Source organism: Aquimarina addita (assembly GCF_039539305.1).
GTDB lineage: Bacteria > Bacteroidota > Bacteroidia > Flavobacteriales > Flavobacteriaceae > Aquimarina > Aquimarina addita.
In genome coordinates, this window is record NZ_BAABCW010000012.1 from 59,576 (window position 1) to 84,227 (window position 24,652).

At 33.4% G+C, this 24,652-nt stretch carries 22 protein-coding genes and 1 riboswitch; of the genes, 5 read left to right on the forward strand and 17 right to left on the reverse strand.

Annotated features, from left to right (window positions below):
* Positions 1-3 precede the first annotated feature (3 nt).
* From ABD816_RS14515 to ABD816_RS14530, 4 genes are all read right to left on the reverse strand, one after another.
* Positions 4-1,197 carry a pyridoxal phosphate-dependent aminotransferase gene (locus ABD816_RS14515; RefSeq protein WP_344928585.1) on the reverse strand — a complete coding sequence of 398 codons (1,194 nt, stop codon included), beginning with the start codon at positions 1,195-1,197 and terminating at the stop codon, positions 4-6.
* Positions 1,194-2,084 carry a prephenate dehydratase gene (locus tag ABD816_RS14520; RefSeq protein WP_344928587.1) on the reverse strand — a complete coding sequence of 297 codons (891 nt, stop codon included), beginning with the start codon at positions 2,082-2,084 and terminating at the stop codon, positions 1,194-1,196. The genes ABD816_RS14515 and ABD816_RS14520 overlap by 4 nt, the downstream gene beginning before the upstream one ends.
* A gap of 404 nt (positions 2,085-2,488) precedes the next feature.
* Positions 2,489-3,676, reverse strand: coding sequence for a glycine C-acetyltransferase (kbl, locus tag ABD816_RS14525; protein WP_344928588.1), 1,188 nt, complete (start codon positions 3,674-3,676; stop codon positions 2,489-2,491).
* A 51-nt stretch (positions 3,677-3,727) separates the two neighbouring features.
* Entirely contained in the window at positions 3,728-4,714 is a 987-nt protein-coding gene (locus tag ABD816_RS14530) for an NAD-dependent epimerase/dehydratase family protein (RefSeq protein WP_344928589.1), read from the reverse strand.
* A 185-nt stretch (positions 4,715-4,899) separates the two neighbouring features.
* On the opposite strand from ABD816_RS14530, the gene ABD816_RS14535 reads away from it, so the two are divergent.
* Positions 4,900-5,361, forward strand: coding sequence for an Lrp/AsnC family transcriptional regulator (locus ABD816_RS14535; protein ID WP_344928591.1), 462 nt, complete (start codon positions 4,900-4,902; stop codon positions 5,359-5,361).
* 22 nt (positions 5,362-5,383) lie between these two features.
* On the forward strand, positions 5,384-5,920 hold the full coding sequence (locus ABD816_RS14540) for an NADPH-dependent FMN reductase (RefSeq protein ID WP_344928593.1): 537 nt from the start codon (positions 5,384-5,386) through the stop codon (positions 5,918-5,920).
* A gap of 4 nt (positions 5,921-5,924) precedes the next feature.
* Here the strand turns inward: ABD816_RS14540 and ABD816_RS14545 are convergent, their stop codons facing one another.
* Together ABD816_RS14545 and ABD816_RS14550 are read right to left on the reverse strand one after the other, a co-directional pair.
* Positions 5,925-6,950 (reverse strand): transglutaminase domain-containing protein, encoded by a 1,026-nt coding sequence (locus ABD816_RS14545; protein WP_344928595.1) that lies wholly within the window; start codon positions 6,948-6,950, stop codon positions 5,925-5,927.
* On the reverse strand, positions 6,947-7,675 hold the full coding sequence (locus tag ABD816_RS14550; protein ID WP_344928597.1) for a carboxypeptidase-like regulatory domain-containing protein: 729 nt from the start codon (positions 7,673-7,675) through the stop codon (positions 6,947-6,949). Before ABD816_RS14550 ends, ABD816_RS14545 begins: the two co-directional genes overlap by 4 nt.
* 263 nt (positions 7,676-7,938) lie before the next feature.
* On the opposite strand from ABD816_RS14550, the gene gldA reads away from it, so the two are divergent.
* Positions 7,939-8,856, forward strand: a complete 918-nt coding sequence (gene gldA / locus ABD816_RS14555) for a gliding motility-associated ABC transporter ATP-binding subunit GldA (RefSeq protein WP_344928599.1) — start codon at positions 7,939-7,941, stop codon at positions 8,854-8,856.
* On the opposite strand, the gene ABD816_RS14560 is transcribed toward gldA, so the two are convergent.
* The 11 genes from ABD816_RS14560 to ABD816_RS14610 all read right to left on the reverse strand — a co-directional run bounded on the left by ABD816_RS14560 (position 8,849) and on the right by ABD816_RS14610 (position 22,737).
* Positions 8,849-9,253 carry a response regulator gene (locus ABD816_RS14560; RefSeq protein ID WP_344928601.1) on the reverse strand — a complete coding sequence of 135 codons (405 nt, stop codon included), beginning with the start codon at positions 9,251-9,253 and terminating at the stop codon, positions 8,849-8,851. The two genes, gldA and ABD816_RS14560, sit on opposite strands and share 8 nt — an antisense overlap.
* An 88-nt stretch (positions 9,254-9,341) precedes the next feature.
* Complete coding sequence (locus ABD816_RS14565) at positions 9,342-9,746, reverse strand: response regulator (protein ID WP_344928602.1); 405 nt, start codon at positions 9,744-9,746, stop codon at positions 9,342-9,344.
* Positions 9,733-13,254, reverse strand: coding sequence for a PAS domain-containing protein (locus ABD816_RS14570; RefSeq protein ID WP_344928604.1), 3,522 nt, complete (start codon positions 13,252-13,254; stop codon positions 9,733-9,735). Before ABD816_RS14570 ends, ABD816_RS14565 begins: the two co-directional genes overlap by 14 nt.
* A gap of 446 nt (positions 13,255-13,700) precedes the next feature.
* Positions 13,701-14,450 (reverse strand): head GIN domain-containing protein, encoded by a 750-nt coding sequence (locus ABD816_RS14575; RefSeq protein ID WP_344928606.1) that lies wholly within the window; start codon positions 14,448-14,450, stop codon positions 13,701-13,703.
* The gene (locus ABD816_RS14580) at positions 14,447-15,541 is read right to left on the reverse strand and encodes an acyloxyacyl hydrolase (protein WP_344928608.1); all 1,095 of its coding nucleotides are present in this window, start codon (positions 15,539-15,541) and stop codon (positions 14,447-14,449) included. Before ABD816_RS14580 ends, ABD816_RS14575 begins: the two co-directional genes overlap by 4 nt.
* 249 nt (positions 15,542-15,790) lie before the next feature.
* Positions 15,791-16,744, reverse strand: a complete 954-nt coding sequence (gene metF, locus ABD816_RS14585; RefSeq protein WP_344928610.1) for a methylenetetrahydrofolate reductase [NAD(P)H] — start codon at positions 16,742-16,744, stop codon at positions 15,791-15,793.
* A gap of 108 nt (positions 16,745-16,852) precedes the next feature.
* Entirely contained in the window at positions 16,853-17,326 is a 474-nt protein-coding gene (locus tag ABD816_RS14590; RefSeq protein WP_344928612.1) for a DinB family protein, read from the reverse strand.
* 195 nt (positions 17,327-17,521) lie between these two features.
* Complete coding sequence (gene metH / locus ABD816_RS14595; protein WP_344928614.1) at positions 17,522-20,257, reverse strand: methionine synthase; 2,736 nt, start codon at positions 20,255-20,257, stop codon at positions 17,522-17,524.
* Positions 20,258-20,260: 3 nt separating this feature from the next.
* Positions 20,261-20,614, reverse strand: a complete 354-nt coding sequence (locus ABD816_RS14600; protein WP_344928616.1) for a four helix bundle protein — start codon at positions 20,612-20,614, stop codon at positions 20,261-20,263.
* Between the two features lie 3 nt (positions 20,615-20,617).
* Positions 20,618-21,622, reverse strand: a complete 1,005-nt coding sequence (locus ABD816_RS14605) for a homocysteine S-methyltransferase family protein (protein WP_344928617.1) — start codon at positions 21,620-21,622, stop codon at positions 20,618-20,620.
* A 133-nt stretch (positions 21,623-21,755) separates the two neighbouring features.
* Positions 21,756-21,887, reverse strand: a riboswitch (SAM riboswitch).
* Positions 21,888-22,155: 268 nt separating this feature from the next.
* Positions 22,156-22,737: a MiaE family protein gene (locus tag ABD816_RS14610; RefSeq protein WP_344928619.1), complete on the reverse strand. Its 582-nt coding sequence runs from the start codon at positions 22,735-22,737 to the stop codon at positions 22,156-22,158.
* Between the two features lie 266 nt (positions 22,738-23,003).
* Between ABD816_RS14610 and ABD816_RS14615 the strand changes: the two genes are divergently transcribed.
* On the forward strand, positions 23,004-23,429 hold the full coding sequence (locus ABD816_RS14615) for a cytochrome c oxidase assembly factor Coa1 family protein (RefSeq protein ID WP_344928620.1): 426 nt from the start codon (positions 23,004-23,006) through the stop codon (positions 23,427-23,429).
* A 302-nt stretch (positions 23,430-23,731) separates the two neighbouring features.
* On the forward strand, positions 23,732-24,601 hold the full coding sequence (locus ABD816_RS14620; protein WP_344928622.1) for a M57 family metalloprotease: 870 nt from the start codon (positions 23,732-23,734) through the stop codon (positions 24,599-24,601).
* Positions 24,602-24,652: the final 51 nt, after the last annotated feature.

Consider the following 24,652-nt stretch of genomic DNA (forward strand, 5'->3'; position numbering starts at 1 on the left):
GACTTACACTTTTTGATTTACGACTGTATCATGAGCTCCCATTTCATGGTTCTTTAATCTACTTAAGGCTTTCTCAATATTTTCTTTGGTTACGCATAGTGAAAAACGGATGTATCCTTCACCATTGCTTCCAAAGATAGCACCTGGTGTTATAAAGACGCTATATTTGTGCAAGATAGTATCTATAAATTCTATACTATCGGTTCCAGCTGGTAATTTAGCCCACACAAACATTCCTGCTGCAGTTTTATCATAAGTACAGTTAAGAACCTCGGCTAATGACCATATCCATTCTCTTCTTTCCTTATAGATAGTATTCATTTTTGTATACCAGTGATCAGAAATCTGTAAAGCAGCAATTGCTCCTTTCTGAATTCCCTGAAACATCCCGCTATCCATATTACTTTTTACCTTAAGGATAGCATTAATCTTATCCTGACCTCCACTGACCATACCTACTCGCCACCCAGCCATATTAAATGTTTTACTTAACGAATTTAATTCGAGTGCTACGTCTTTTGCACCTTCCAGCGATAACAAACTGACAGGTCTATCATTTAGCACAAAACTATAAGGGTTATCATTAATTAGCAGGATATTATGTTCTTTTGCAAAAGCAATCAGCTTTTTAAACAAATTCAAGTTAGCCGCAGCTCCTGTAGGCATATGTGGATAATTAACCCACATTATTTTAACCTTACTTATATCTTGCTCCGATAATTTTTTAAAATCAGGTTCCCAATTATTTTCTAACGTGAGGTCATAGTATACCGGCTCTGCTCCCACTAATTTAGTCACTGATGTATATGTAGGATATCCCGGGTTAGGAATTAATACCTGATCGCCTTCATTTAGATAAGCTAAAGAAATATGCATAATCCCTTCTTTAGAACCCATAAGGGGTAAAATTTCATTTTCAGGATTTAGTATAACTTGATATTTAGCACTATAAAAATCTGCAATTGCCTTTCTCAGCTCTGGCAGCCCCTGATAGCTTTGATACTTATGAGCTCCATCAACAAGGACAGCATCCTGAATCGCTTGCACTACTTCTTTTGGCGGATCTAAATCCGGGCTACCAATAGCCATATTAATAATGGGGTTACCAGCAAGTGCAAGTGCACGTACTTCTCTCAATTTTGTGGAGAAATAGTACTCTTCTACAGTTTCTAATCTATTTGCAGTTTGGATATTCATCCTTTTTGATTTTTATATTCACCCAGAACTTTTAATTCCAGTGCTATTATTTTTAATATAGAAAGTGCTTTTTTATAATCTTCATATTGATTAAAAGTAACATCTACAAAGAAAGAATACACCCACGGTTTCTCGATAACTGGTAATGATTGAATCTTAGTAAGATTTAATCGACAATCACTCATTACATTTAGTACGGTAGCTAAGCTTCCTCTTTTATGATCTGTCAAAAACTTTAGTGAAGCTTTATTAATATCTTTTTTATCTACACCAGAATCTTCTCTGGTATTCAGAATAAAAAATCGGGTACTATTAGACTTGATAGTCTGGATTTCTCGTGCTAAAATATTCAATTGATAAATATTGGCAGCGGTTTCTCCTGCGACAGCAGCGACTCCTTTCAGTCCTTGCTCCCGGATTCTTTTTGCTACATCAGCAGTATCCGCATCTTCCACTAACTTAATATGCGGTAATCCTCTAAAAAATTCTTTGCATTGAAGTAATGCCATAGGGTGAGAGTAGACTTCTTTAATATCACTAATCTCTTGATTCTCTAATGCCATTAAACAATGGTGTATTGGCAAAAAATACTCTCCGCTAATTGTAAGTTGGTGTTCGTCTATATAAGCATAATTGGGTATTATTGATCCTGCAATAGAATTTTCAATTGCCATCACAGCATCAGTGCTCGTTCCATTTTCCAGACTATTTACCACATCCTGAAAAGACATGCATTCTAACACATTTACATCTGAGCCAAAATAAGCGTGTGCCACACCATGGTGATAGGATCCTTTTACGCCTTGAATTGCCACTTTCTGAACTTCAAAATCATGTACAGAAGTATTTTCTTTACCAGATGTTATTTGTTGATCGATTTTTTTCATTCTCTATTATCAAACTAACTTAACGAAGATCAAAAATCATAATTATCTTGATTGTTGCCAACGTACTCATTCACTTATTACTAAAAAAAAATCCCGATTTTCATCGGGATTTTAGTTTTATAAATTTTTATTTATCTACATAACAATCCCTTTTCAACTTTTAAAATAAAAGAAGAAAAAGTAAAATCGATTCCAAGTAAATAAATTATTCATTTCTGTTTTTTGTCGGTTGCTAAATTAGCTAAAAGTATTTCTATTCAAAGTTTTTTTTTGTTTTTTTCATCATATAACCTCCATTATCATGATATTCTAAAATTAGAAGCCATATCTATATCATATTTTAAATAAAAACTAACAATTACTATTAATCTTCTAAAATTGAAAACACTAACAAACGTTCGTATTTAAATCACATTCAGCTCCTTACCTATTTTAGTAAAAGCCTCTACCGCCTTCACGAGATGGCTACGATCATGTGCTGCTGATAGTTGTACTCGTATTCTGGCTTTTCCTTTAGGAACGACCGGATAGAAAAATCCTATTACATAAATCCCCTCCTCTAGCAACTTAGCTGCAAATTGTTGTGCTAATTTTGCCTCATACAACATAATGGGAACTATAGGATGATCACCAGGAATAATATCAAATCCTGCTGTTTTCATTTCAGATCTAAAATAGGCTGTATTTTCTTCTAGTCTGTCACGTAACTTTGTGGAAGAACTTAATATGTCCAGTACTTTAATCGACGCTCCTACAATAGAAGGTGCTACTGTATTAGAAAACAAATAAGGTCTGGAGCGTTGTCTAAGCATTTCTACAATTTCTTTTCTTGCCGCTGTAAATCCTCCTGAGGCACCACCCAGCGCCTTACCATAAGTACCTGTAATAATATCAACTCTACCCATTACATCACGATACTCATGAGCACCACGGCCTGTTTTACCCAAAAAACCTGTAGAATGGCATTCATCAATCATCACCATGGCTTGATAAGCATCGGCCAGATCACAAATTTTATCTAATTGAGCAATCGTTCCATCCATAGAAAAGGAACCATCAGTTACAATTAATATTCTTCTTGATCCCTCTGCAGATTTAAGCTGTTTTTCTAAGTCTACCATATTATTATGCTCATACCTCAATCGTTTTGCCTTACATAATCGAATTCCATCTATGATAGATGCGTGATTCAATGCATCTGAGATAATGGCATCTTCTGCTGTAAGAATGGGTTCAAAAAGCCCTCCATTAGCATCAAATGCTGCTGCATATAAAATACAATCTTCCATACCCAAAAATGCAGCCGTTTTACGTTCTAATTCTTTATGAATATCTTGTGTCCCGCAAATAAAACGTACCGATGATAATCCATATCCATGAGAATCAATTGCTTTTTTACCTGCTTCAATAATTTCGGGATGAGCAGAGAGTCCTAGATAATTATTTGCACAAAAATTAAGTACTTCTGTTGTGTCTGTAGTATCTATTTCTACTCCTTGAGGTGTTGTTATTATTCTTTCAGATTTATAAAGTCCTTCTGATCTTATTTCGTCTAATTCCTTCTGTATATCTTTTTTTACTGTTCTAAACATTATTAGTTATACTTTATAATAATTAATATTCTTTTAATGAGATACGTATTTTTAGACCTCGGTATATACCGTACGAATCGTTTTATTTTCTGAATCCCTTTTATATTTTTTCTTCAATTCCTGAACCATAATTGCCGTTATATCTTTTAGGTCAAATTTTGGTTCCCAACCCCAATCGTTTTTTGCAACTGTATCATCAATAGATCGTGGCCATTTTGATGCAATTTCTTGCCTAAAATCAGGTTTATATACAATTCTAAAGTTAGGGTAAATTTTACGGATTTCTTGTGCAATTTGATTTGGAGAAAAACTAATTCCGGCGATATTATAAGAAGTTCTCATCGTAATAACTTCTTTTGGCGCTTCCATAAGCTCTATGGTAGCTCGCACCACATCATCCATAAAAATCATGGGAAGCGTAGTGTTTTCTTCTAAAAAACAAATAAACTCCTCTTCTAAAATAGCTTTATGGTATATATCCACAGCATAATCTGTAGTTCCTCCATTGGGTTGGGATTGATATCCTATAACGCCTGGATATCGTATGGATCTAACATCTAACCCATATTTCAAATAATAATAATTTGCCCAGTTTTCTCCTGATGCCTTACTCATACCATATACGGTAGCCGGATTTAAATATGCATCATTTGGTGTATGATCCAAAGGCGCGCCTTCACCAAAAACCGCAATCGAACTAGGAAAGAATACTTTATCTAATTTATGCATTCTAGACACTTCGAGTACATTGAATAATGTTTTCATATTAATATCCCACGTGCCCAATGGATTCTCTTCTCCTTTTGCTGATAAAATTGCAGCTAAGTGATATATCTGCGTAATTTTATGATTGATAACAACTTCCTGAATTCTATTGATATCCGTAGCATCAATTACTTCAAATTTTCCCTGATACTGCTCTCTTTTCTCCAGATCTGAAGCTACTACACGTTCTAATCCAAATTTACACTGTAGTGCTTTAGTAAGTACCAGACCTAATTGCCCGTTAGCTCCAATTATTAAAATTTTTGTTTCCATATTTTTTAGTAAAAAATTAACACAGTTAAAGCATTATTCACTTACTAATTTACAAATAGCAAATTTTATAATCGCCTTTAAACAAAAACTAAGTAATAATACCTTTATTAACCTATAATTAAAGCTATATTTACTTTATCTTTATCTTGAAATTAATTTTTAAAGTAAATTTTATTGGTATTATAATGGAACAATTGGACCCTACAGATATTACAATTCTAAGAATCTTACAAAGTGATTCTAAAAAAACAGCAAAAGAAATTGCTGGAATACTGAATCTCACATCATCTCCTGTATACGAAAGAGTACGTAGATTAGAGAAGCAAGGTTTTATAAAGAAGTATGTTGCTATTCTAGACAAAAAATTAATAGACAGATCGATTACTACCATTTGTCAGGTTTCCATGCGGTACCACAATGAGGCTTTTATAGAGAAATTCGAGAAACAAATTCAGGAGTTAGCAGAAGTACAGGAATGTTACCATATGGCTGGGCAAGTTGATTTTATTTTAAAAATACACACCAAAAGCCTGGAAGAATATCATGACTTTATAAAATCCAAACTTTCTAAAATTGAAAATATTGGCATTTTGAATAGTACTTTTGTACTAAAAGAAATCAAACATTCTTCTGAGTTTTATATTTAAAAAACCGTATTCAATCAATCTAATGACTAAAAAGAAGACAATTGTAGCTATAAATGGTAGTGCCAGTAAAAATTCATCTAATTTAAAACTTATCACATGGGTCGCTAAAACAATGGGAAACACCTATCAATTTATTGTTTTTGAAAACTTGTCAGAATTACCCCATTTTAACCCAGCACTTACAGATACTGATACTCCCAAACAAATAACGGCATTTAGAAATGAAATATCCAATGCTGATGCAATTTTAATAAGCACACCAGAATACATATTCAGTATTCCTAGTGGATTAAAAAATGCTATCGAATGGTGCGTATCAACTACAGTTTTCTCTACAAAGCCTATTGGATTGATTACTGCTTCTGCCAATGGTGAAAAAGGACATGAAGAGCTTATACTAATTATGAAAACACTGGAAACTAATTTCACAAATGAAACAACCTTATTAATTCAAGGTAGTAAGGGTAAAATAAACAAAAACGGTCATATTACAGATAAAAAAACAGAATATGATTTAACTAAATTCATCAAATCGTTTCACCATCTACTAAAAGACTGAGTATTTAGGAACGATTCTTTTTCTTAACTCTTACCGTATAACTAGCTACATAATCATCTTTGATCTTAATATGAACATCATAATACCCCAGTATCTCAAACTTATGAGTTATACTTAAAGTTCTGTCATTATTACGAAAAACCATAGGTTTTTTTGTGAGATTTTTTATCCCGGAAACAATTTCAACGGTTACATCTTCTAGACCTACATCTTCTGATGCTTTACACAAAAAAGTTATCAAATCATTTTTTGCTACCTGAAAGTTCATCTCTTTTGGTTCTAAAGGTATTACCTGATGATCATATGCATTTTTATAAATTAAAGGAGCATTTAAAAATTGAGATAATTCAGGTTTACTATCCATTAATAACCAAGCTGTATCTAATGGATAATGATCTTTGCTAAATAATGCTGGATCTGTCAAAAAATAACTATCATTATAATTACGTATAAACTTAAATGAATGCGCACTCTGTTCAAAACTTCCACTAGACCATGTAGCATCACACAAATACCAAGTGTGATCAATCTCTACAGCATTCCAGGAATGATTAGGGGTGCCAGGTTCACTTATATTAGCAGTAGTTGTACGAGCATATCCATCAATGATCTTACAATTTATATCTACCATAGAGGCTAACTCTCTTAAAATATATGCATAACCTGTACAGATTGTTTTTTGTTCTTTCAATAATTTTTCGAACACCTTTGACTGAAAAGAATTATTCCAAGTAATAAGAGCCAAACTATCATTAGCGAACTTTTCTCTTTTTCTTTTATTTCTTAAATAATATGTATAGTCATTATCAATATTAGTGCTTACCCAAGTATAGATTGCTCTAAACTTTTCTATTTTGGTGGGCAGAGAACTAGTCAATTGATATGCTAACAATGGCAAATTTCTCAGGCTCTCTTCTTTATATACCGCTGCAATACTATCAGCACGATGAAAATCCATTTTAGCAAAATCAGCCTGCTGCCCGTACATCACTCCGCACATTAATAATATCGTTGATAAATCTTTGATCATCTAAATATGCATTTTATTTTCTTCCAAAATGTTCGTTTTGAAGCGTATACTTCGTGTACTGCTACTTCTCCCATCAATAACTCATGAGATTCTTCCATAACGATGGTAAGTTTTTGATTATCAGACACCACAATTTTTTGTGTCTCAAAACCCATGTAATTTATTATCAATGTATCTCCAGTTTTCAATAATTTGGGAAATGCAAACTTTCCATCAAAATCCGAAGCACACCCTATATTAGAACCTTTTAACATTACATTTACCCCTGGCAAAGGATCACCATTTTCTTTATCCACGATAGTCCCTTCGATTGCATATTCTCCTTGTGTAAGTTCTGAGTCTTTACTTTCTTCGCTTAAATTTTCTTTTTGAGACACAGGCATTACGATTACCTGATCCGTATGTTGCCCCCAACTATGATGAACCGATCCTAATGAAATCAAAGAAAAACTCATTAATCCTGCTCCTAATGCACTTATTCTTGACTTTTTTTTAACCGATACAATATTACTGGAGTATGTTTTTAACTGTGACTTATTAAAATTACCACAGATATTTTTTTGATTTTTCTCAAAATACGCTGAAATTTGGCGGTCGCTCAATGTTGAAAAATCGACCACCGTCTTTTGACATGAATTACAAAAACCACCAGTATCTGTTTGTTTAAAATTGCCAAACTTTTCAGAACATGGTTTACCTATAGAGAGTACAAATTTTTCATTCATCAGTATTCGTTTTTAAGTTATCAATATAAATTCTCTTTTTTGATATTTATTACTTCAAATCTCTTCAAAAAAGTCATTTTATAAAACCCCTAACGAGCAAAATAATCTTTTTAATGAGTAAAGCGTACTCAAAATCGAAGTATCTAGGATGTCAACAAGTTCTAATTTGTACCACAGTTAAAAACTAATGGTTTATTTTTCTTATACATTGCACAATAAATATTGAATTATGTACTTTTGATTATATCAAAATCAAACAATATATGTCAATTTCAGTATCTAATATCTCTATGCTTTATGATCATCAAAAAGCACTAAACAATGTGAGTTTTGATATAAAAGAAGGAGAAATTGTTGGCTTTTTAGGTCCTAATGGTGCAGGCAAGTCTACGATGATGAAAATATTAACGACCTACTTACCTCCTTCTGAAGGAAAAGCATCTGTAAATGATTTTGATATTCAATCTGATCCTACTCAAGTACAAAAAAGCGTAGGATATCTTCCAGAGCATAATCCATTATATCTGGACATGTATGTCAGAGAATATCTTCTCTTTAACGCTAAGGTTTATAAAATAAAAAAATCTCGTATAGAAGAAATCATAAAACTAACCGGACTAACTCCTGAGGCTAATAAAAAAATCAATCAATTATCTAAAGGGTACCGGCAACGTGTAGGACTAGCTTGTGCATTACTACACGACCCAAAAGTTCTGATTCTTGATGAACCTACTACCGGATTAGATCCTAACCAATTGGTAGAGATCAGAGAATTGATAAAATCTGTTGGTAAAGAAAAAACAGTATTTCTCTCTACGCATATTATGCAAGAAGTAGAAGCAATGTGTGACCGTGTTATTATCATTAATAAAGGAGAGATCGTTGCTGATAAGAATCTTAATGAAATGATTGACCAAACCGATCAGATGGTAGAAGTTGAATTTGATTATAGATTAGAAGAGGCTTTTTTATTAAAACTACCTAATGTTACGAGTGTTAAAAATGTTTCTGGCTTTTGTTATCAAATTATCTTTGATACTAAAAAAGATATGAGACCTGCCGTTTTTGATTTTGCTCATGATAACGAATTAAAAATTCTTCAGCTTTCCAGAAAAAATAAAGACTTAGAAAGTCTTTTTATTGAATTAACTCAGCCAAAAAAAGATAGTAACACTAAATAGCTTTATTAAAATCAACCAATACTTTTCTTAATTTATCAATCGAAATAGGTTTTACAACATAGTTTTTTACCACACTATATTTCTTAGCTCTGAGCATATCCTGAGGATCCACTGATGAGGAGGCTATATAAATAGTGATCTTTTTTTTACACGGAATTTTTACGAATTCGTCTAGAAATTGCCAACCATCTAGAATTGGCATATTGATGTCTAATAAAATAATATCAGGTAATTTCTCATTAGCTGTTATGATTGCTTTTAGGTTGTTAAGTGCTTCTTGCCCATCTCTAAAAACCATCACACTATTGCTAAAATCAATAACATTCATTACTTTTTTAACTCCAAACACATAGATAGGATCATCATCTATAATACAGGCTATGTCAATTCTTCTCATCTACAAGACATCTTTTACTTTTTTATCATAATTATTACTAGAAATGATATTCAAAACTACTTTATAATCTTAACTTATTCGCCGTAAATTATCCCGCCTTCTTCACATCATGTAAGATATCTTTCAGCACATCGATTGAAATTGGTTTTACGATATAATTACTAACAATTTCATACGATTTTGCTCTTAACGTATCTTTAGGGTCAACTGAGGAGGAGGCTATATAAATAGTGATTTTTTTTTCGCACGGAATTTTAACAAACTCATCTAGAAATTGCCATCCATCCAGAATCGGCATGTTAAGATCTAATATAATAACTTCTGGTATACTATCATTACTGGATATGATAGCAGTAAGATTATCTAAAGCCTCCTGACCATTTCGAAAAACTAAAATACTATTACAAAAATCAATGACTTGCATCACTTTTTTTACTCCAAAGACGAAGATCGGATCATCATCTATCACGCATGCGATATTAAACTTCTTCATTTTTTAAATATATTTTAAAATTAGTTCCTTTATTTACTTCACTGAAGACATCTACTTTGCCTCCTAATGCTTCAATTTGATTTTTAGTTATAAACAAACCAATACCTCTAGCTTCAGCATTATTATGAAACGTTTTATACATTCCAAACAGCTTTTCTCTATGACGTTTTAAGTCAATCCCTATACCATTGTCTTTAATACTAATGACAGAGAATTCATCTTCCTGCTTAATTTCGAAACTAACAAAACTATTTCTATCTTCAGAGCGATATTTTATACCATTAGTCATAAAATTAAGCAGAATACTATCCAGATAAGCGGGTATTGCCATCACATTAACATCGGCAGAAGCGTTGTTGATAATTGACACTTCTGCCTCCAGCGCAATACCTCCTACTGTCTTGGCTATATTATTTATAGCCTCTCTCACATTAATGGGAACCAGATTATCATTGATAGAATTATTAATGAGTACCACCTGATTAAGATGCTTGATAGTTTCAGAAAGGTTCACGGATGCAGTCTGAAATAATTGAATAATTTCTGAATTAATGGCTTCTGGATTTTCCTGAATGTAAAGATCCAATAACATTTCAAAATTTCCCGAATGGGATTTTAGATTATGTGATACAATATGAGCAAAATTACGAAGTCGTTTGTTTTGATCTTTAGAAACATCAAGTAAGGATTTCAATTCTCTTTCTACATTTTTAATTTCACTAATATTTGCAGCAACCCCAAGGTATCCTATAATACTATCATTTTCTTTAATCGCCGTTATAGTAAGTTGCACAGGAAATTGAGTACCATCTTTTCTTACATATGACCACTCTCTTGTAAAATGCTTTTCACGATCTGCCAGTGCTGTAAACACGGTAAAATCTTTAACTTTTTCTTGTAAAATATTAGACAACTCATCTTCAACAACCCGAATTTCTTCAGGCACGTGCATAATCTGAAGATTTTCCTTAAAAATAAGCTCCTCTCTTTTATAACCTAATAAGTTTTCTGCACCTGTATTAAAGTTAGTAATCAATCCTGTGGTATCAGTACCTATGACAGCCACTTGACTACTCGCCTCTAGTATTCCTTCTAACTTTGCCAGAGTCTGTTGTAATCTTTTTCTTGCTTTGATTCTAGGACTGATATCAGTAATCTGTGAGACAAAATAAAGTGGGTTATCATCCTTATCTCTTACTGTAGATACTGATAAAATCACATGAACATTATACCCATTCTTGTGAATATACCTTTTCTCTAAATGATAGAAAGATCGTTTACCTTCTACTAATTCATTTAAAAATTCTAAATCCTTATCTAAATCCTCTGCATGTGTTATATCCTGGAAGGAAGACTCTTTTAACTCTTCCATAGTATATCCTATAATATTACACAGAGAATTATTTACCTCAACCCATTGTCCTTCCAGATTTATAATAGCCATCCCTATCGCTGCATTTTCAAAATTTCCTCTGAAAGCTTGTTCACTTTGTCTTAATTGCTCTTCTGCATTTTTTCTGTCTGTAATATCATGCATTGCAACGACAGCTCCAGTAATATCTCCTTGTGCTCCTATTAACTGACTTGCATTAGTTACAATATGCCTTTTCTCTTTGTTCTTTGTCGTAATAACAATTTCATATTCGTTAACTTCTTCTCCATTTAAAGACTTTAATAATGGTATCTCATTATTTTCCAAGGGAGTAATCGCATCTTCCTTATATAAACCAAAATAATCAGACCATTCTGATGTAGGTACAGAGTCATCAGGTAATCCAAACCATTTTTTTGTAGTACTATTAAATAATGTAATATTACCGTCTTTATCACAAGACCCTATTCCCACATTAATATTATCTAAAATAGCTTCCAGAAATGTTTGGCGTTCTTGGTTCAATGCTTCCGCCTCTTTTACTCTGGTGATATCGTGCATTGCAACGACAGCTCCAAAAACTTCTCCGTTTGCTCCTTTAAGCTGAGAACCATTTGTAGTTATTTTTCTTTTTACTCCAGATGCTGTAACAATCGTTAGTTCTTCATTTTCTATTATCTCACCCTTAAGTGCTCTTAACAACGGAATTTCATCTGCAGATAGTGGTGTAATTCCATCAGTGCGGTATAATCCATAATATTTAGACAATTCTTCTGGAGGTACAGGACCTGGAGGTAACCCGTGCCATTCTTTTGTAGCTTTGTTAAATAGTAAGAGTTTGCCATTCTTATCACAGGATACAATCCCAACGTCAATACTATCCAAAATAGCTTCCAGAAAAGTTTTACGTTCCTGATTGATAGCTTCTACTTCTTTTATTTTAGAAATATCTGCAGTATGCATTAATATTCCTCCTATTATATTCTCACTGGTATACCAAGGTCGTAACTCCCAAGAAATCCATTGAATACTCCCATCCTCTCTTTCAAAAGAATCTTCATCTTTTTTTAAAATTTTGCCTTGTAAACACTCTTGATGATCTCTTTTCCAATTATCACCAATCTCAGGAAACACTTCATAATGCGATTTTCCAATTATATTTTGATCATTAATTTTATAATCATCTAGCCAGCGTTGTGAAGCTGCAAGATATCTCATTTGCGTATCAAACATCGCAATAGCACTAGGGGCCTGAGCAACAAATAAGCGATTTTTCTCTAATGCTTTCTTGCTTTTTGTTATTTCCTGGTGTGATCCTATAACCCATTCTGGAGTACCATCAGCATCCCAGCTTACTACTTTTCCTTTATTCAATACCCATATCCACTCACCATTTTTATGTCTCATTCTGGATTCACATTCATAATAGTCTGTAACACCCTTAAAATGATCTTCTAATAATTTATTTGATTTTACCAGATCTAATGGATGTGCGCTATTAACCCAAGTTTCAAAAGATACAGGGTTTAATTCTAATAAAGAATATCCAATAATATTTGCCCATCTTTCATTAAAAATAGTCTCACCTGTCCTAACATTCCACTCCCAGGTACCTAAATTCGCACCATCAATAATATGTTGATATCGATCTAATTGTTTTTTCAGGTTTTCTTCTGCTTTTTTTAACTTAGTAATATCAGAATGAGCTCCAAGCATTCGTAAAGGTTTACCAAAATCATCCCTGATTGCTAAACCCCGGCATTGAATCCAGACTGTATGCCCTAACTTATGAGTATATCTTACTATTTGATCATATTCAAACGTGGAATCACGACAATGTTTAGTGAAGTTAACCATTGCCTCCTTTAAATCGTTCTGATTAATAATCTCTTGCCACGCAGAAGATCGGTGTGGCATTTTATTAGGATCGTAACCAAGTGTTGTCCAAAATTTAGGGCTCATCCATTCATTTTCAGGATGATCCAAATCCCAAAACCAGATTCCGTCTAATACAGAATCCTGAATAAATTCAAAAACTTTTGCATCATTTTGAATGAGCTCATAAAGTTCTGTTTTTAGATAATTATCTAAACTATAATTATTTTTAAAAGTAGATTTTTGTCGACTAAATATCATTTTTCGCGATTAAAGTTCCGTGTTTTGGAATAATTTTATTAAAACTAAAGAAAATTCTTATGAATTAATTATTATAAACCACCTTGAAACCTACGCATAAACCGTAAAAAAAAATTACTTTAGGTATATCTAAAAAATAAACTTAAAAAACTGAAAATCAAATTATTAAACCACTAACACTTTGCAAAAAAAATATCGTGTACTATATTTTAAACAAAAAAAACACTTTTTAAAATTCTTAAAGATGGGAAAAAACATCTTTTTTAAGATTAATTTAATATGATTTGTGAATAAACTGTTAATAAATTGTATCTACTTTAAGGTGTGAGATATCAAAAATAAGATTGCTTCGTTACAAGAATCAGCATACAGAGCTGTTTATCTAATTTTTAAAGCCTACACTGATTTTAAGAGAACAGCCAAAGCAGAGACCAGGAGGAATTCTATTAATTAAAAATTAATTCTCCAGTAAAGAATTCTTGTACTTCAATAATCTCAGGAATATTTATGGCTATTACATCTCCGGTACTCCTTATCTCTCCTTCAATAGACTTTTGCGGATTGACAATCATTTTATTCGCTCCACGATGAAAAATTTTCACGTGTTGCGTAGTTAAACCTGCTCCTTCAAACCTTCCTGTTCCAGAAAAAAACTGAACGTCAAGGTTTTCTACTTCTCCAGATATGAAAAATGAAGCGATATTATTTCCTATAATTGTTATATTTTCTGAAGCTACTTCAAGATGAAATGTACCGTTCGTATTTCCTGACTCTTCATTAAAATCTTCTGACAATAAACTTAATGAAGAGTATCCCAATACACCATCAGAGGAAATATCAAATTGTGTTGCACTTCGTATCTCTCTAATATCCGGAGCTGTTACATAGACCTTGGTTTGATTAAAATCTCTTACAAAATTACAATCATTCGTATTACTTATTATTAATTGGTCTCCATTAACAATTGCATTGACCTCTTCTAATAAGTTATCACCGGTTTCTATCCTTACTACAGTCTCATTCCCTTCTTCTAAAATCAATTCTACGTTTGGATTCACCAAAATTCTTGTGAATTCAGGGACTTCAACATAGGAAACGATAATATTACCTGTTGTTTGAAAACAATCTGGAGCATTCTCTGTGTTGCAACTAGTAATAAAAATTAACAACACCCATATACATAGAACATTTCTCATAGCCTATATCCGATTGAAAGTTCAACTGCTTCTGCCTTTGCAGCATGTGACCTCACAGTTAATGAACTAAATATGTTTTTACCAAAATAATATTGAAGCCCTACTCGATTGTAAATCTTTCCTTCAAAATCATAAGGATAATACACATAATATCCCAGTTGTGTAAGAATAGAGAAAGCTTGAATCCTCAATTCATGTCCTACAAATATTCCTGCTCTTTTAGCATCTTCATCACCAGAAGTTCCATCATTAAAACCTCCGGTAGACCTAAAATCTATATATTTCGCTAATGCTTCAGAAAAAAACAACTCTGCTCCTAACTGAATTGCACTTTTCTTATTTAATCGTTTATCTGCAAAAGCAGCTAGTGTAAAAAAAGGATATTGTCCTGATCCTACTAAATCACTTTCATTAATTCCACCTCTTACAATAAATCCATAGCTAACAGGCTCTGAGCCTTTAACCAAACCCTTTTCTTTCTTAGAGTGCTCAGAAAGCTGTTCTTCTACTAAATAATTAATTCCTATATTAAAAAGAAAAGTATTTGTACTCTTGTTAGGAGCTTTAAAATTAGCATTTGAATAATGAATAATTCCTAATCCTGTATGAACCCCTAATCCTCCAATTAAATTTTCTTTTCTAAAATTAAGGCTTGCAACAGTAGAGCTTAGAATATGAGAACCATAGGCAACATTTCTATAATTATCATCCTGATCATAGGGAGTTGTATTATATGCTATCCCCTGACCCAAGGTTAAAGTCAAATAACGTTTAAAGAAATAAAATTTATAGTGTGCGTAGAGTCCGTAGTTATCTCCCAGAAACTCATCATCCATATGTTGATAGATAAATGTAACCCCATAATCCGGATCGTTATAGAGTCGTTGCCATTCTTTTTCTCCAAAAGTTTTCTGATTGAATGATAACATAACACCAGAAGGATGTCCCGTAATCAAATGAGAGATATCTGGATTATGGTTTATAATAGTACCGTATATATTATCTACATCTAAACTAAAGTACTTTTTATCTCCCTGCGAATATAAAGTAGCACAGAAGAGAATCAACGCTATATACAACCGTTTTATCATCGGCGCAAAAGTAATAATTAAAGAGATAGTAACAATACATTCTCAATGTATCCAGTATAAATTTCAAAAAAAAACTTTCAGATAATGAACTTTCTAACCTGAAGGACACGAGTTAAAGGAAAAAATACCGCTGCGCTATAATAATCAGGAAACAGGATTTTTTGTCGTGATTCCTGATTGTTGATTCTTTTTAGCTTCGATTATCTGAGTGCTATCACCTAAGGAAGGCATCGGAGGCAATTCTATTGATTAAAAAACCTGAGAAGCAATCTTATGAATATTATCAGATTTACCCATAGAATAATAATGTAAAACCGGTACTCCATACTCCATCAATTCCTTTGATTGCTGGATAGCAAACTCAATCCCCACCTCACGAACGGCTGCATTATTTTTACAAGATTCTACCGCTTTTACTAATTCATCAGGCATATCTAATCTAAAAACTTGCGGTAACAATTGCAAATGACGTTTTACTGCTACTGGTTTAATTCCTGGAATAATAGGAATATCAATGCCTGCAGCTCTAGCATTCTCTACAAATGCAAAATATTTTTTATTATCAAAAAACATTTGTGTAACTACGTAATCAGCACCTGCAGCTACCTTATCTTTCAGCCTTCTTATATCAGCGTCCATGGAAGGCGCTTCCAGATGTTTTTCTGGATAGGCCGCTACTCCAATACAGAAATCAGATTTATTATCCGATTCTATAACCTCATGAAGAAACTGGCCCTTATTCATATTGGCAATTTGCTTGACCAGTTCATTTGCATAACTATGCCCACCTTTTGAGGGCACAAAATACTTTTCTTCTTTCATAGCATCTCCTCGTAACGCCATCACATTATCAATTCCTAAATAATGACAATCAACCAATAAATATTCTGTTTCTTCTTTTGTAAATCCACCACAAAGTACATGCGGAATAGTATCTACATTATACTTATGCTTTATTGATGCACATATACCTACTGTACCGGGACGCATACGAGTTAATTTCTTATCCAGTAAGCCATCGCGATCTATATAAATAAACTCTTCTCTGGATGTTGTGACATCTATAAAAGGTGGTATAAATTCCATTAAGGGATCAATATTATTATACAACTCTTGTATACTTCTTCCTTTTTGTGGCGGTATTAACTCAAAAGAGAATAATGTCTTCCCTTTTGCATTCTTTATGTGATCTGTAACCTTCATCTTTTATGTATTGTTCTTTGTTGGTCATTTATTTTTCTGCGAGTTGTCTACTCCTGACAACCATCAATAACAGGTTGAAACTCCTATATTCTGAATAGTTTAACCTAATTATTTATTTAATTGACTATATATTAAATTGATCTGTCCAAGGTGATATATATCATGTTGTATAACACCCATTATCATATATTCATTAGTATAATCTTTACCTAATACAAACTCATTCAACCAGGAATCAGGTTTTTCAACCAACCTTGTTATGAGCATCTCTTGAGTATTTATAAGTTCTGTTAAACATTCTTTTTTCTCTGTTTCGGTGGCAATTGACACGTTTTTTCTCCAATCCATTTCAGAATTCATCACTATACTATAGGATTGGTTGTCTTTTAGTTTTTCTATGACAAAAATTCTCCAATCGATCATATGTAATACCAATTCTGCAATAGAATGTGCTACGTTTTCTGGTTTCTCATTCCAGCATTCATATGGAATTTTCTTCAACGGTTTTAGCACAGAAGTACCAAGCCAAGGATCCCCTTCAAAAACCATTTCTAACTGTTGTATACTATCTTCTATGTCCATTGCTTCTGATTCATACTTCTAGTTTTTTAATCACGTAATGCACTAGCATAATCAACCCTTTCTGCCCTTCTCTTTTGGATGTCTCTTCCAGAAGAAAAGCGGTTTGATTTTTTTGTTAGATTCTAAATTCGAAGCCAGATGTTCAATTTTATGATTAAATGAATACTTTATACTCTCTATTGAATACTAATAAAATTAATTATCCGCTAAATTGGGTGTCAACCATCTTTTCGCATATTCAAAATCAATGTTTTTTCGTTCTGCAAAATCTTTTACCTGATCTTCTTTTATCTTTCCTAATCCAAAATATCGAGCCTCGGGATTTGCAAAATAATACCCGGATACAGAAGCTGCTGGCCACATCGCCATGCTTTCTGTTAATTCAACTCCTATTCGCTCTTTTACCTGTAGTAGTTCCCAAATAGTAATTTTCTCTAAATGATCAGGGCAAGCAGGATACCCGGGTGCCGGTCGTATCCCTTTATATTCTTCTTTAATCAACTCTTGATTCGTTAAGTTTTCTTCATTAGCATATCCCCAATCTTCTATACGTACTTTTTTATGTAAAAATTCTGCAAATGCCTCTGCTAAACGATCCGCCAGTGCTTTAATCATAATAGCATTATAATCATCCAGTTCCTTTTCATACGCTTCTGCTAATTCTTTGGTACCAAATCCAGTTGTTACACAAAAACACCCTATATAATCCTGAATTCCGATATCTTTTGGCGCTATAAAATCTGCTAATGCAAAATTGGGTTTTCCTGCATGTTTTTTTAATTGTTGACGTAATGTTCTAAAAGTCTGAATTGACTCACCTTCTAAAGATAACTCAATATCATCGTGATTAATAACATTGGCTTCGAATAGGCCATACACTGCCTTAGCTCCCAATAATGAATCATCAAATATTTTCTGTAATAATTCTTGCGCATCTTTAAATAATTCTGTGGCTTCTTTACCCACAACCTCATCTGTAAGGATAGCAGGGTATTTACCGTGTAATTCCCAGGATCTAAAGAAGGGAGTCCAATCAATATAGGGTTCTAATTTACGTAGATCAAATTCTTCTATAACCTGAATTCCTAGTTGATGGGGTCGAATAATCTGGGAAGCCTGCCAATCAATCGAATACTTATTTTTACGAGCCTCTTCAATACTTAAAAAATCTTTTTGTTTTGTTCGCTTAGAAAATCCCACACGGAACTTTTCATAATCCTCTTTAAGATCTCCTATATATTTCTGATTAATTCTTTTATTCAATAAATCTCCTACCACGGTAACTGCCCGGGACGCATCATTCACATGAACCACTGCGTTTTTGTATTGAGGATCTATTTTTACAGCAGTATGTGCTTTTGATGTAGTTGCTCCACCAATCAATAAAGGAACACTAAAATTCTTACGCTCCATTTCTTTTGCCAGATGCACCATTTCATCCAATGAAGGTGTAATCAGGCCACTTAATCCTATAATATCTACCTGCTCGTCTATCGCTGTCTGAATAATTTTTTCTGGAGGAACCATTACTCCCAGATCCACAATTTCATAATTATTACATCCCAATACTACAGACACAATATTTTTACCTATATCATGGACATCCCCTTTTACAGTAGCCATTAATACTTTACCAGCATTATCTTTCCCATTAGATGCTTTAGGGTTTTTCTTTTTTTCTTCTTCAATATAAGGAAGTAAGTATGCTACAGCTTTCTTCATGACTCTGGCTGATTTTACAACCTGAGGTAAAAACATTTTACCTGAACCAAATAAATCACCTACCACATTCATTCCTGCCATCAAGTTTCCTTCAATAACCTCAATCGGTTTATCGGCAGCCATTCTCGCTTCTTCTACATCTTCTACAATATATTGATCTAGCCCTTTTACTAATGCTCTGGTGATTCTATTTTGTAAGGGTTCCTCTCTCCAGGAAAGGTCAACTACTCGTTCTTTACTTGTTCCCTTTACTGATTCTGCCAGATCTAACAATCGTTCTGTAGCATCTTCTCTTCTATCTAAGATTACGTCCTCTACATGGTCTAATAATTCCTTTGGGATATCATCATAGATCTCTAACATGGCAGGATTCACAATCCCCATATTCATACCTGCCTTGATCGCATGGTATAAAAATACAGAGTGCATAGCTTCTCTTACACGATCATTTCCCCTAAATGAAAAAGAAACATTACTTACACCGCCGCTCACACTACAATGCGGAAGATTTTCCCGAACCCATTTTGTGGCTTCAATAAAATCAATAGCATTTTTGCGATGTTCATCCATTCCTGTTGCTACAGGAAAAATATTTAAATCAAATATGATATCTTCCGGAGGAAAATTAACAGTATTAACTAATACATCATACGACCTTTTTGAGATCTCTATTCTTCGATCAAAATTATCTGCTTGCCCTACCTCATCAAATGCCATGACAATTACAGCTGCTCCATATCTCTTTATCTTTTTAGCTTGTGCTATAAATGCATCCTCACCTTCTTTTAGAGAAATAGAATTCACAACGCATTTCCCCTGCACAACTTGTAAACCTGCTTCTATGATATCCCATTTAGAGCTATCAATCATAATTGGCACTCTCGCAATATCAGGTTCTGCCATAATAAGATTTAGAAATCGTACCATAGCTTCTTTACCATCAATCAGACCATCATCCATATTGATATCAATCACTTGTGCACCTCCATCTACCTGATGTCTTGCTATATCAAGTGCTTCATCAAATTTTTCTTCCTTAACCAAACGTAAAAACTTACGTGATCCCGCTACATTAGTCCGTTCACCAACGTTAATAAAATTTGTTTCAGCAGAAACAATCATTGGTTCCAATCCAGAAAGTTTTAGGTATTTTCTAGTTGATTGTTGCTTGTTGTCTGTTGACAGATCTTCTGATTTATTTTCTGTCATGATCTACAAATTTTTATAATAATTAATAAACCCATCTAATAACTTTTTACATTTTAAAATCTGCTCTAACAACGTCTGATATTCTTTAATTTGAAAATGGTTTTGATCTAACGCTAAATATGATTGTGTTTCCGATTCATATAATGAACCTTTTGACACCTGTAAAAACTGAATAGTATCTACTGAGGTTCTTCTTCCGCACCCTTCTACAATATTTGATGGTATTGAAACCGCACTTCTCCTCATTTGATTTGTAAATCCATATAATTCATCTTTAGGAAACTCTTTTGTCATTCCATAAAGGGTATTCACCAGCACTCTTAATGCTTTCCAAACCTCTAACTCAGTATACTTCATCAACTAAAAACTATCAACAGTTAACTTCCTCGGTTTATAATCCTTCGCTAAGTCTGCGATAGCTTTTATATGCTCTGGAGTTGTTCCACAGCACCCCCCTATAATATTAATTAGGTCTTTTTCTAAAAACTCTTTGATCTGAGCTGCCATTTGCTCTGGAGTTTCATCATATTCTCCAAAAGCATTAGGTAGTCCTGCATTAGGGTGTGCCGATACTCCAAAAGGTGCTTTTTTTGCTAAAACTTCTAGATGTGGCGTTAATTGGCTGGCACCTAAAGCACAATTAAAACCAACTGAAATCATCGGGATATGTGTAATTGAGATTAAAAAAGCTTCCGCAGTCTGTCCAGATAATGTTCTTCCACTAGCATCTGTAATAGTTCCACTTACCATAATAGGAACTTCTATTCCTCGTTCATCTTTTACTTCTTCTATTGCAAAAAGTGCTGCTTTTGCATTTAGTGTATCAAAAACAGTCTCTACCAGTAAGATATCTGCACCTCCATCCAGTAAAGCTTCTACTTGTTGCTTGTATGCTATACGCAAATCATCAAAAGTAACGGCTCTATATCCAGGATCATTTACATCCGGAGACATACTTGCAGTTCTATTAGTCGGACCTATAGATCCAGCTACAAAACGCGGTTTATCGGGATTAGCTTTCGTAAATGCATCTGCCACTTCTTTAGCAATTTTAGCAGACTCATAATTAAGTTCGTATACTAAATCCTGCATTCCATAATCTTCCATGGCGATAGTCGTTCCTGAAAACGTATTGGTCTCTGCAATATCTGCTCCTGCTTCAAAATAAAGACTATGGATTTCTTTAATCGCTTTGGGTTGTGTAATGCTTAATAAGTCATTATTCCCTTGTAAAGGCTGATCCCAATCTTTAAATCGGTCTCCTCGGTAATCTTCCTCTGTAAACTTGTGACGTTGAATCATAGTTCCCATAGCTCCATCAAGCACAAGAATTCTTTCTTCTAATATTTTTCGTATATCTTTCATCTATATTGTCAATCCTAACTTGACGTCGTTAATTATTTTATAAAAAACATAATACTGTTGCATCTCAGAATAAACTGGAATGACAAGTTATATCAAGAAAGTAAGTAGAAAAATATAGCTGAGCTATGAATCTTCGTTATCTAGTCTGCAAAAAGCAGATAGAACGTAGCACCTTCTTTTTATGTGTCTTTTAAGGAAAAGATCTCACTAAAAAGGGTTGCTAAGGCTTCATTGGGTCTATTCCCTCCGCCTTTCTTGATAACTGGTAGTATGTTTATGAACTGTTGTAGCAACGCTACACAAAATACGATGCAAAGAAAAGACATAGCCCCTTGTTTTGCAAGTTTATTTACTAATTTTATTGCTAAAGAAAATGTAATAAAATGCCAACCTTACTAAGAAAAATACAGACTTAACCAATGCATTGATTAAAAACAAGACCGCTTTACCACAAGAATCAGAAGACAAGACTCCATTATCCTGATTTTATGTGCTACGCTCAAAGTAGAACCTTGAGAAATTCTATTGATTAACTATCCGTGTATACTTTCTTTCTTACCATAATTCTGGATAAGCTCTCCTTCAAATTTTAACAAATCTTCCCATCGTTTATCTACATCAATATCTTTTCCATACTTACGAGCAAAACCAATAAACGTGGTATAATGTCCTGCTTCACTAATCATTAACTCATGGTAGAACTTTGAAAGTTCCTGGTCTTCTATTTTTTCTGACAATAGTTTAAAACGTTCACAACTTCTGGCTTCTATCATTGCAGAAAATAACAAACGATCTACCAGACTCTGTTGTCTGCTTCCACCTTTGATTTTAAACTTAAATAATTGATTTACATAATGGTCTTTACGTTCAGGACCCAATGTATATCCACGTTTTTTGATAATCTCATGAACCATTTCAAAATGCTGTAGTTCTTCCTGCGCCAATGTAATTAAATCTGTCACTAAATCTACTAACTCCGGATTTTGAGTAACTATAGTAATCGCATTGGTTGCCGCTTTCTGCTCGCACCAGGCGTGATCCGTTAAAATTTCTTCGATATTAGCTTCCACTAATTTAGCCCATCGGGGATCTGTTGCCAATTTTAAACCAAGCATTTTTATTGTTTTAAATGAATAGACCAAAGGTAGGCATTCTTGTATTAATGAAATAAGTGACCTTATGAGTATATGGTTAAAACTCAAGATCGCTAATGCTACAAAAATCAAGAAATAAATCTGTTTTTATCATGTTGATTCTAAGTTTTATAAAGACCACATCTTGAATGTCAATCAATATAGTTTTAGATCCTTAGCTCATTCAACTTTTGTCACATCTTTGCGCAAACATAAGTCCATAATAGTACCTGTTCAATATTAAAATTATGAATAAACCTATTATTAAGAAAAACTGGTTATACCGAAACTGGTTATGGTTGCTTCCGATTACACTGATCTTCACTTGTTTATTGTTGTTTTTTAGCTTAACTGGAAATGCTGCTTTTAGATATGGATCTGTATATCTGGATCAAACTCTTGTTACTAATGCTTTTATAAAAGCAAAGGAACATAAAACTGTTACCCAAAAATTGGGTGAATTATCACCTGTGGATTTTTTTCAACTTCTAGAAGGTGAAGTGCAATATTCTAATAACAATACTTCGATTGAAGTTACTGTTGGCATAAAGGGCACTAAAGGAAGAGGGAAAATGGATATTGTTGCTCATAAAAACAACCAACAATGGGAGTATGATGTCATTAATGTGAGGATTAAAAAACCTGAAAAAGAACTAATTAAAATTTTACCATAATAGAAAATCTCATGGACACGAATACAACACTTATGCTTGTAACAAAATTTTAAGCTTTATCCAGTCAAATTGATTTAGCCTTCATAAACCATAAAAAAATACCTCAATAAAAAAAGCGTACTAACCTCAGAAAGATACCTTTAACAATAATCATTTTAACATGAAATTATCGAAAAAGCTGATTATTAGGCAAAAAATTCCCCTAAGGTTAAACTATTACTAAATCCCCTTAATTCATTCTTAAACAGCATAATAAAACATCAAAATCAGAGTATTATAAGAATAACTTAAAACACAAACCCATGAAAAATTTCAGTTTTTTTATTTTTCCCGTTTTTACTATGTTATTCTTTTCATCTTGTAGCAAATCAGAAGAAATTGACCAAACAGATAGTGAAACTCTTGTTAAAGATGAAGTACCTAAAGATGTACTCGCAAAATTAGAAACCGCTCATTTCAGCACTTCAAACGCTTTTTTGACCACTTATCAGGGCAGCTCGGTTGTTGCTGTTGAAGATATGTTCCTAACTTTAACACAAATTGATGAATTAGCCAAGGAATACAGTAATCCTGAAAGTCTAGAAAAGCATTACAGAACCATTAATCTTGTAGAAATTCCTGAAGACACAAGAACTCTTGTTGTAGAAACTGTTGGAGATGGATTAGGAACATTAGGTGATACCGCTCTTGATAATGTTGTGGATGCATACAATGATTTAAATGCTGAGATACGACTTCGCAGACTCAACACTGGAGAATCAAGCGCTAATATAGATATCGCAGTAACCGTTTTTGCTGAGCAACCATCTGATGGAACTATTGTTCTTGGAAGATCAGCAGGATTCCCCTCAAATGGTAATCCAGCTTCCTCTTTCGGCATTAATAGTGTTGCTATAGAGCTTTTGAACACTACAACTACAGAATTATCAAATACTATGGCTCATGAAATAGGGCATGCTATAGGATTTAGACATACTGATTTTGCTACCAGAGAGAGTTGTCCACCTTCTAGCCAAGGAAATGAAGGTAGTGCCTTTGTTGGAGCTATTTATATTGACGGTTCACCAACAGGGTCTGATATCACTTCATTAATGCAAGCATGTGCTGGTGGAAATACTACTGGAAATATATTTAATGAGAATGATGTAAATGCCTTTAGAGAAGTATACTAGTTTATTAAAAAAGCTGAGCATAATTTAGTGCTCAGCTTCTCTTTTATACTT

Bases quoted from the DNA above. Each gene is read 5' to 3' on its own strand.
- ABD816_RS14515 (WP_344928585.1), bottom strand. From the start codon at position 1,197: ATGAATATCCAAACTGCAAATAGATTAGAAACTGTAGAAGAGTACTAT.
- ABD816_RS14615 (WP_344928620.1), top strand. From the start codon at position 23,004: ATGAATAAACCTATTATTAAGAAAAACTGGTTATACCGAAACTGGTTA.
- kbl (WP_344928588.1), bottom strand. From the start codon at position 3,676: ATGTTTAGAACAGTAAAAAAAGATATACAGAAGGAATTAGACGAAATA.
- ABD816_RS14610 (WP_344928619.1), bottom strand. From the start codon at position 22,737: ATGCTTGGTTTAAAATTGGCAACAGATCCCCGATGGGCTAAATTAGTG.
- ABD816_RS14565 (WP_344928602.1), bottom strand. From the start codon at position 9,746: ATGAAGAAGTTTAATATCGCATGCGTGATAGATGATGATCCGATCTTC.
- ABD816_RS14535 (WP_344928591.1), top strand. From the start codon at position 4,900: ATGGAACAATTGGACCCTACAGATATTACAATTCTAAGAATCTTACAA.
- ABD816_RS14540 (WP_344928593.1), top strand. From the start codon at position 5,384: ATGACTAAAAAGAAGACAATTGTAGCTATAAATGGTAGTGCCAGTAAA.
- ABD816_RS14590 (WP_344928612.1), bottom strand. From the start codon at position 17,326: ATGGACATAGAAGATAGTATACAACAGTTAGAAATGGTTTTTGAAGGG.
- ABD816_RS14560 (WP_344928601.1), bottom strand. From the start codon at position 9,253: ATGAGAAGAATTGACATAGCCTGTATTATAGATGATGATCCTATCTAT.
- metH (WP_344928614.1), bottom strand. From the start codon at position 20,257: ATGACAGAAAATAAATCAGAAGATCTGTCAACAGACAACAAGCAACAA.
- ABD816_RS14550 (WP_344928597.1), bottom strand. From the start codon at position 7,675: ATGAATGAAAAATTTGTACTCTCTATAGGTAAACCATGTTCTGAAAAG.
- ABD816_RS14600 (WP_344928616.1), bottom strand. From the start codon at position 20,614: ATGAAGTATACTGAGTTAGAGGTTTGGAAAGCATTAAGAGTGCTGGTG.
- ABD816_RS14575 (WP_344928606.1), bottom strand. From the start codon at position 14,450: ATGAGAAATGTTCTATGTATATGGGTGTTGTTAATTTTTATTACTAGT.
- ABD816_RS14520 (WP_344928587.1), bottom strand. From the start codon at position 2,084: ATGAAAAAAATCGATCAACAAATAACATCTGGTAAAGAAAATACTTCT.
- ABD816_RS14620 (WP_344928622.1), top strand. From the start codon at position 23,732: ATGAAAAATTTCAGTTTTTTTATTTTTCCCGTTTTTACTATGTTATTC.
- gldA (WP_344928599.1), top strand. From the start codon at position 7,939: ATGTCAATTTCAGTATCTAATATCTCTATGCTTTATGATCATCAAAAA.
- ABD816_RS14580 (WP_344928608.1), bottom strand. From the start codon at position 15,541: ATGATAAAACGGTTGTATATAGCGTTGATTCTCTTCTGTGCTACTTTA.
- ABD816_RS14570 (WP_344928604.1), bottom strand. From the start codon at position 13,254: ATGATATTTAGTCGACAAAAATCTACTTTTAAAAATAATTATAGTTTA.
- ABD816_RS14530 (WP_344928589.1), bottom strand. From the start codon at position 4,714: ATGGAAACAAAAATTTTAATAATTGGAGCTAACGGGCAATTAGGTCTG.
- ABD816_RS14605 (WP_344928617.1), bottom strand. From the start codon at position 21,622: ATGAAAGATATACGAAAAATATTAGAAGAAAGAATTCTTGTGCTTGAT.
- metF (WP_344928610.1), bottom strand. From the start codon at position 16,744: ATGAAGGTTACAGATCACATAAAGAATGCAAAAGGGAAGACATTATTC.
- ABD816_RS14545 (WP_344928595.1), bottom strand. From the start codon at position 6,950: ATGATCAAAGATTTATCAACGATATTATTAATGTGCGGAGTGATGTAC.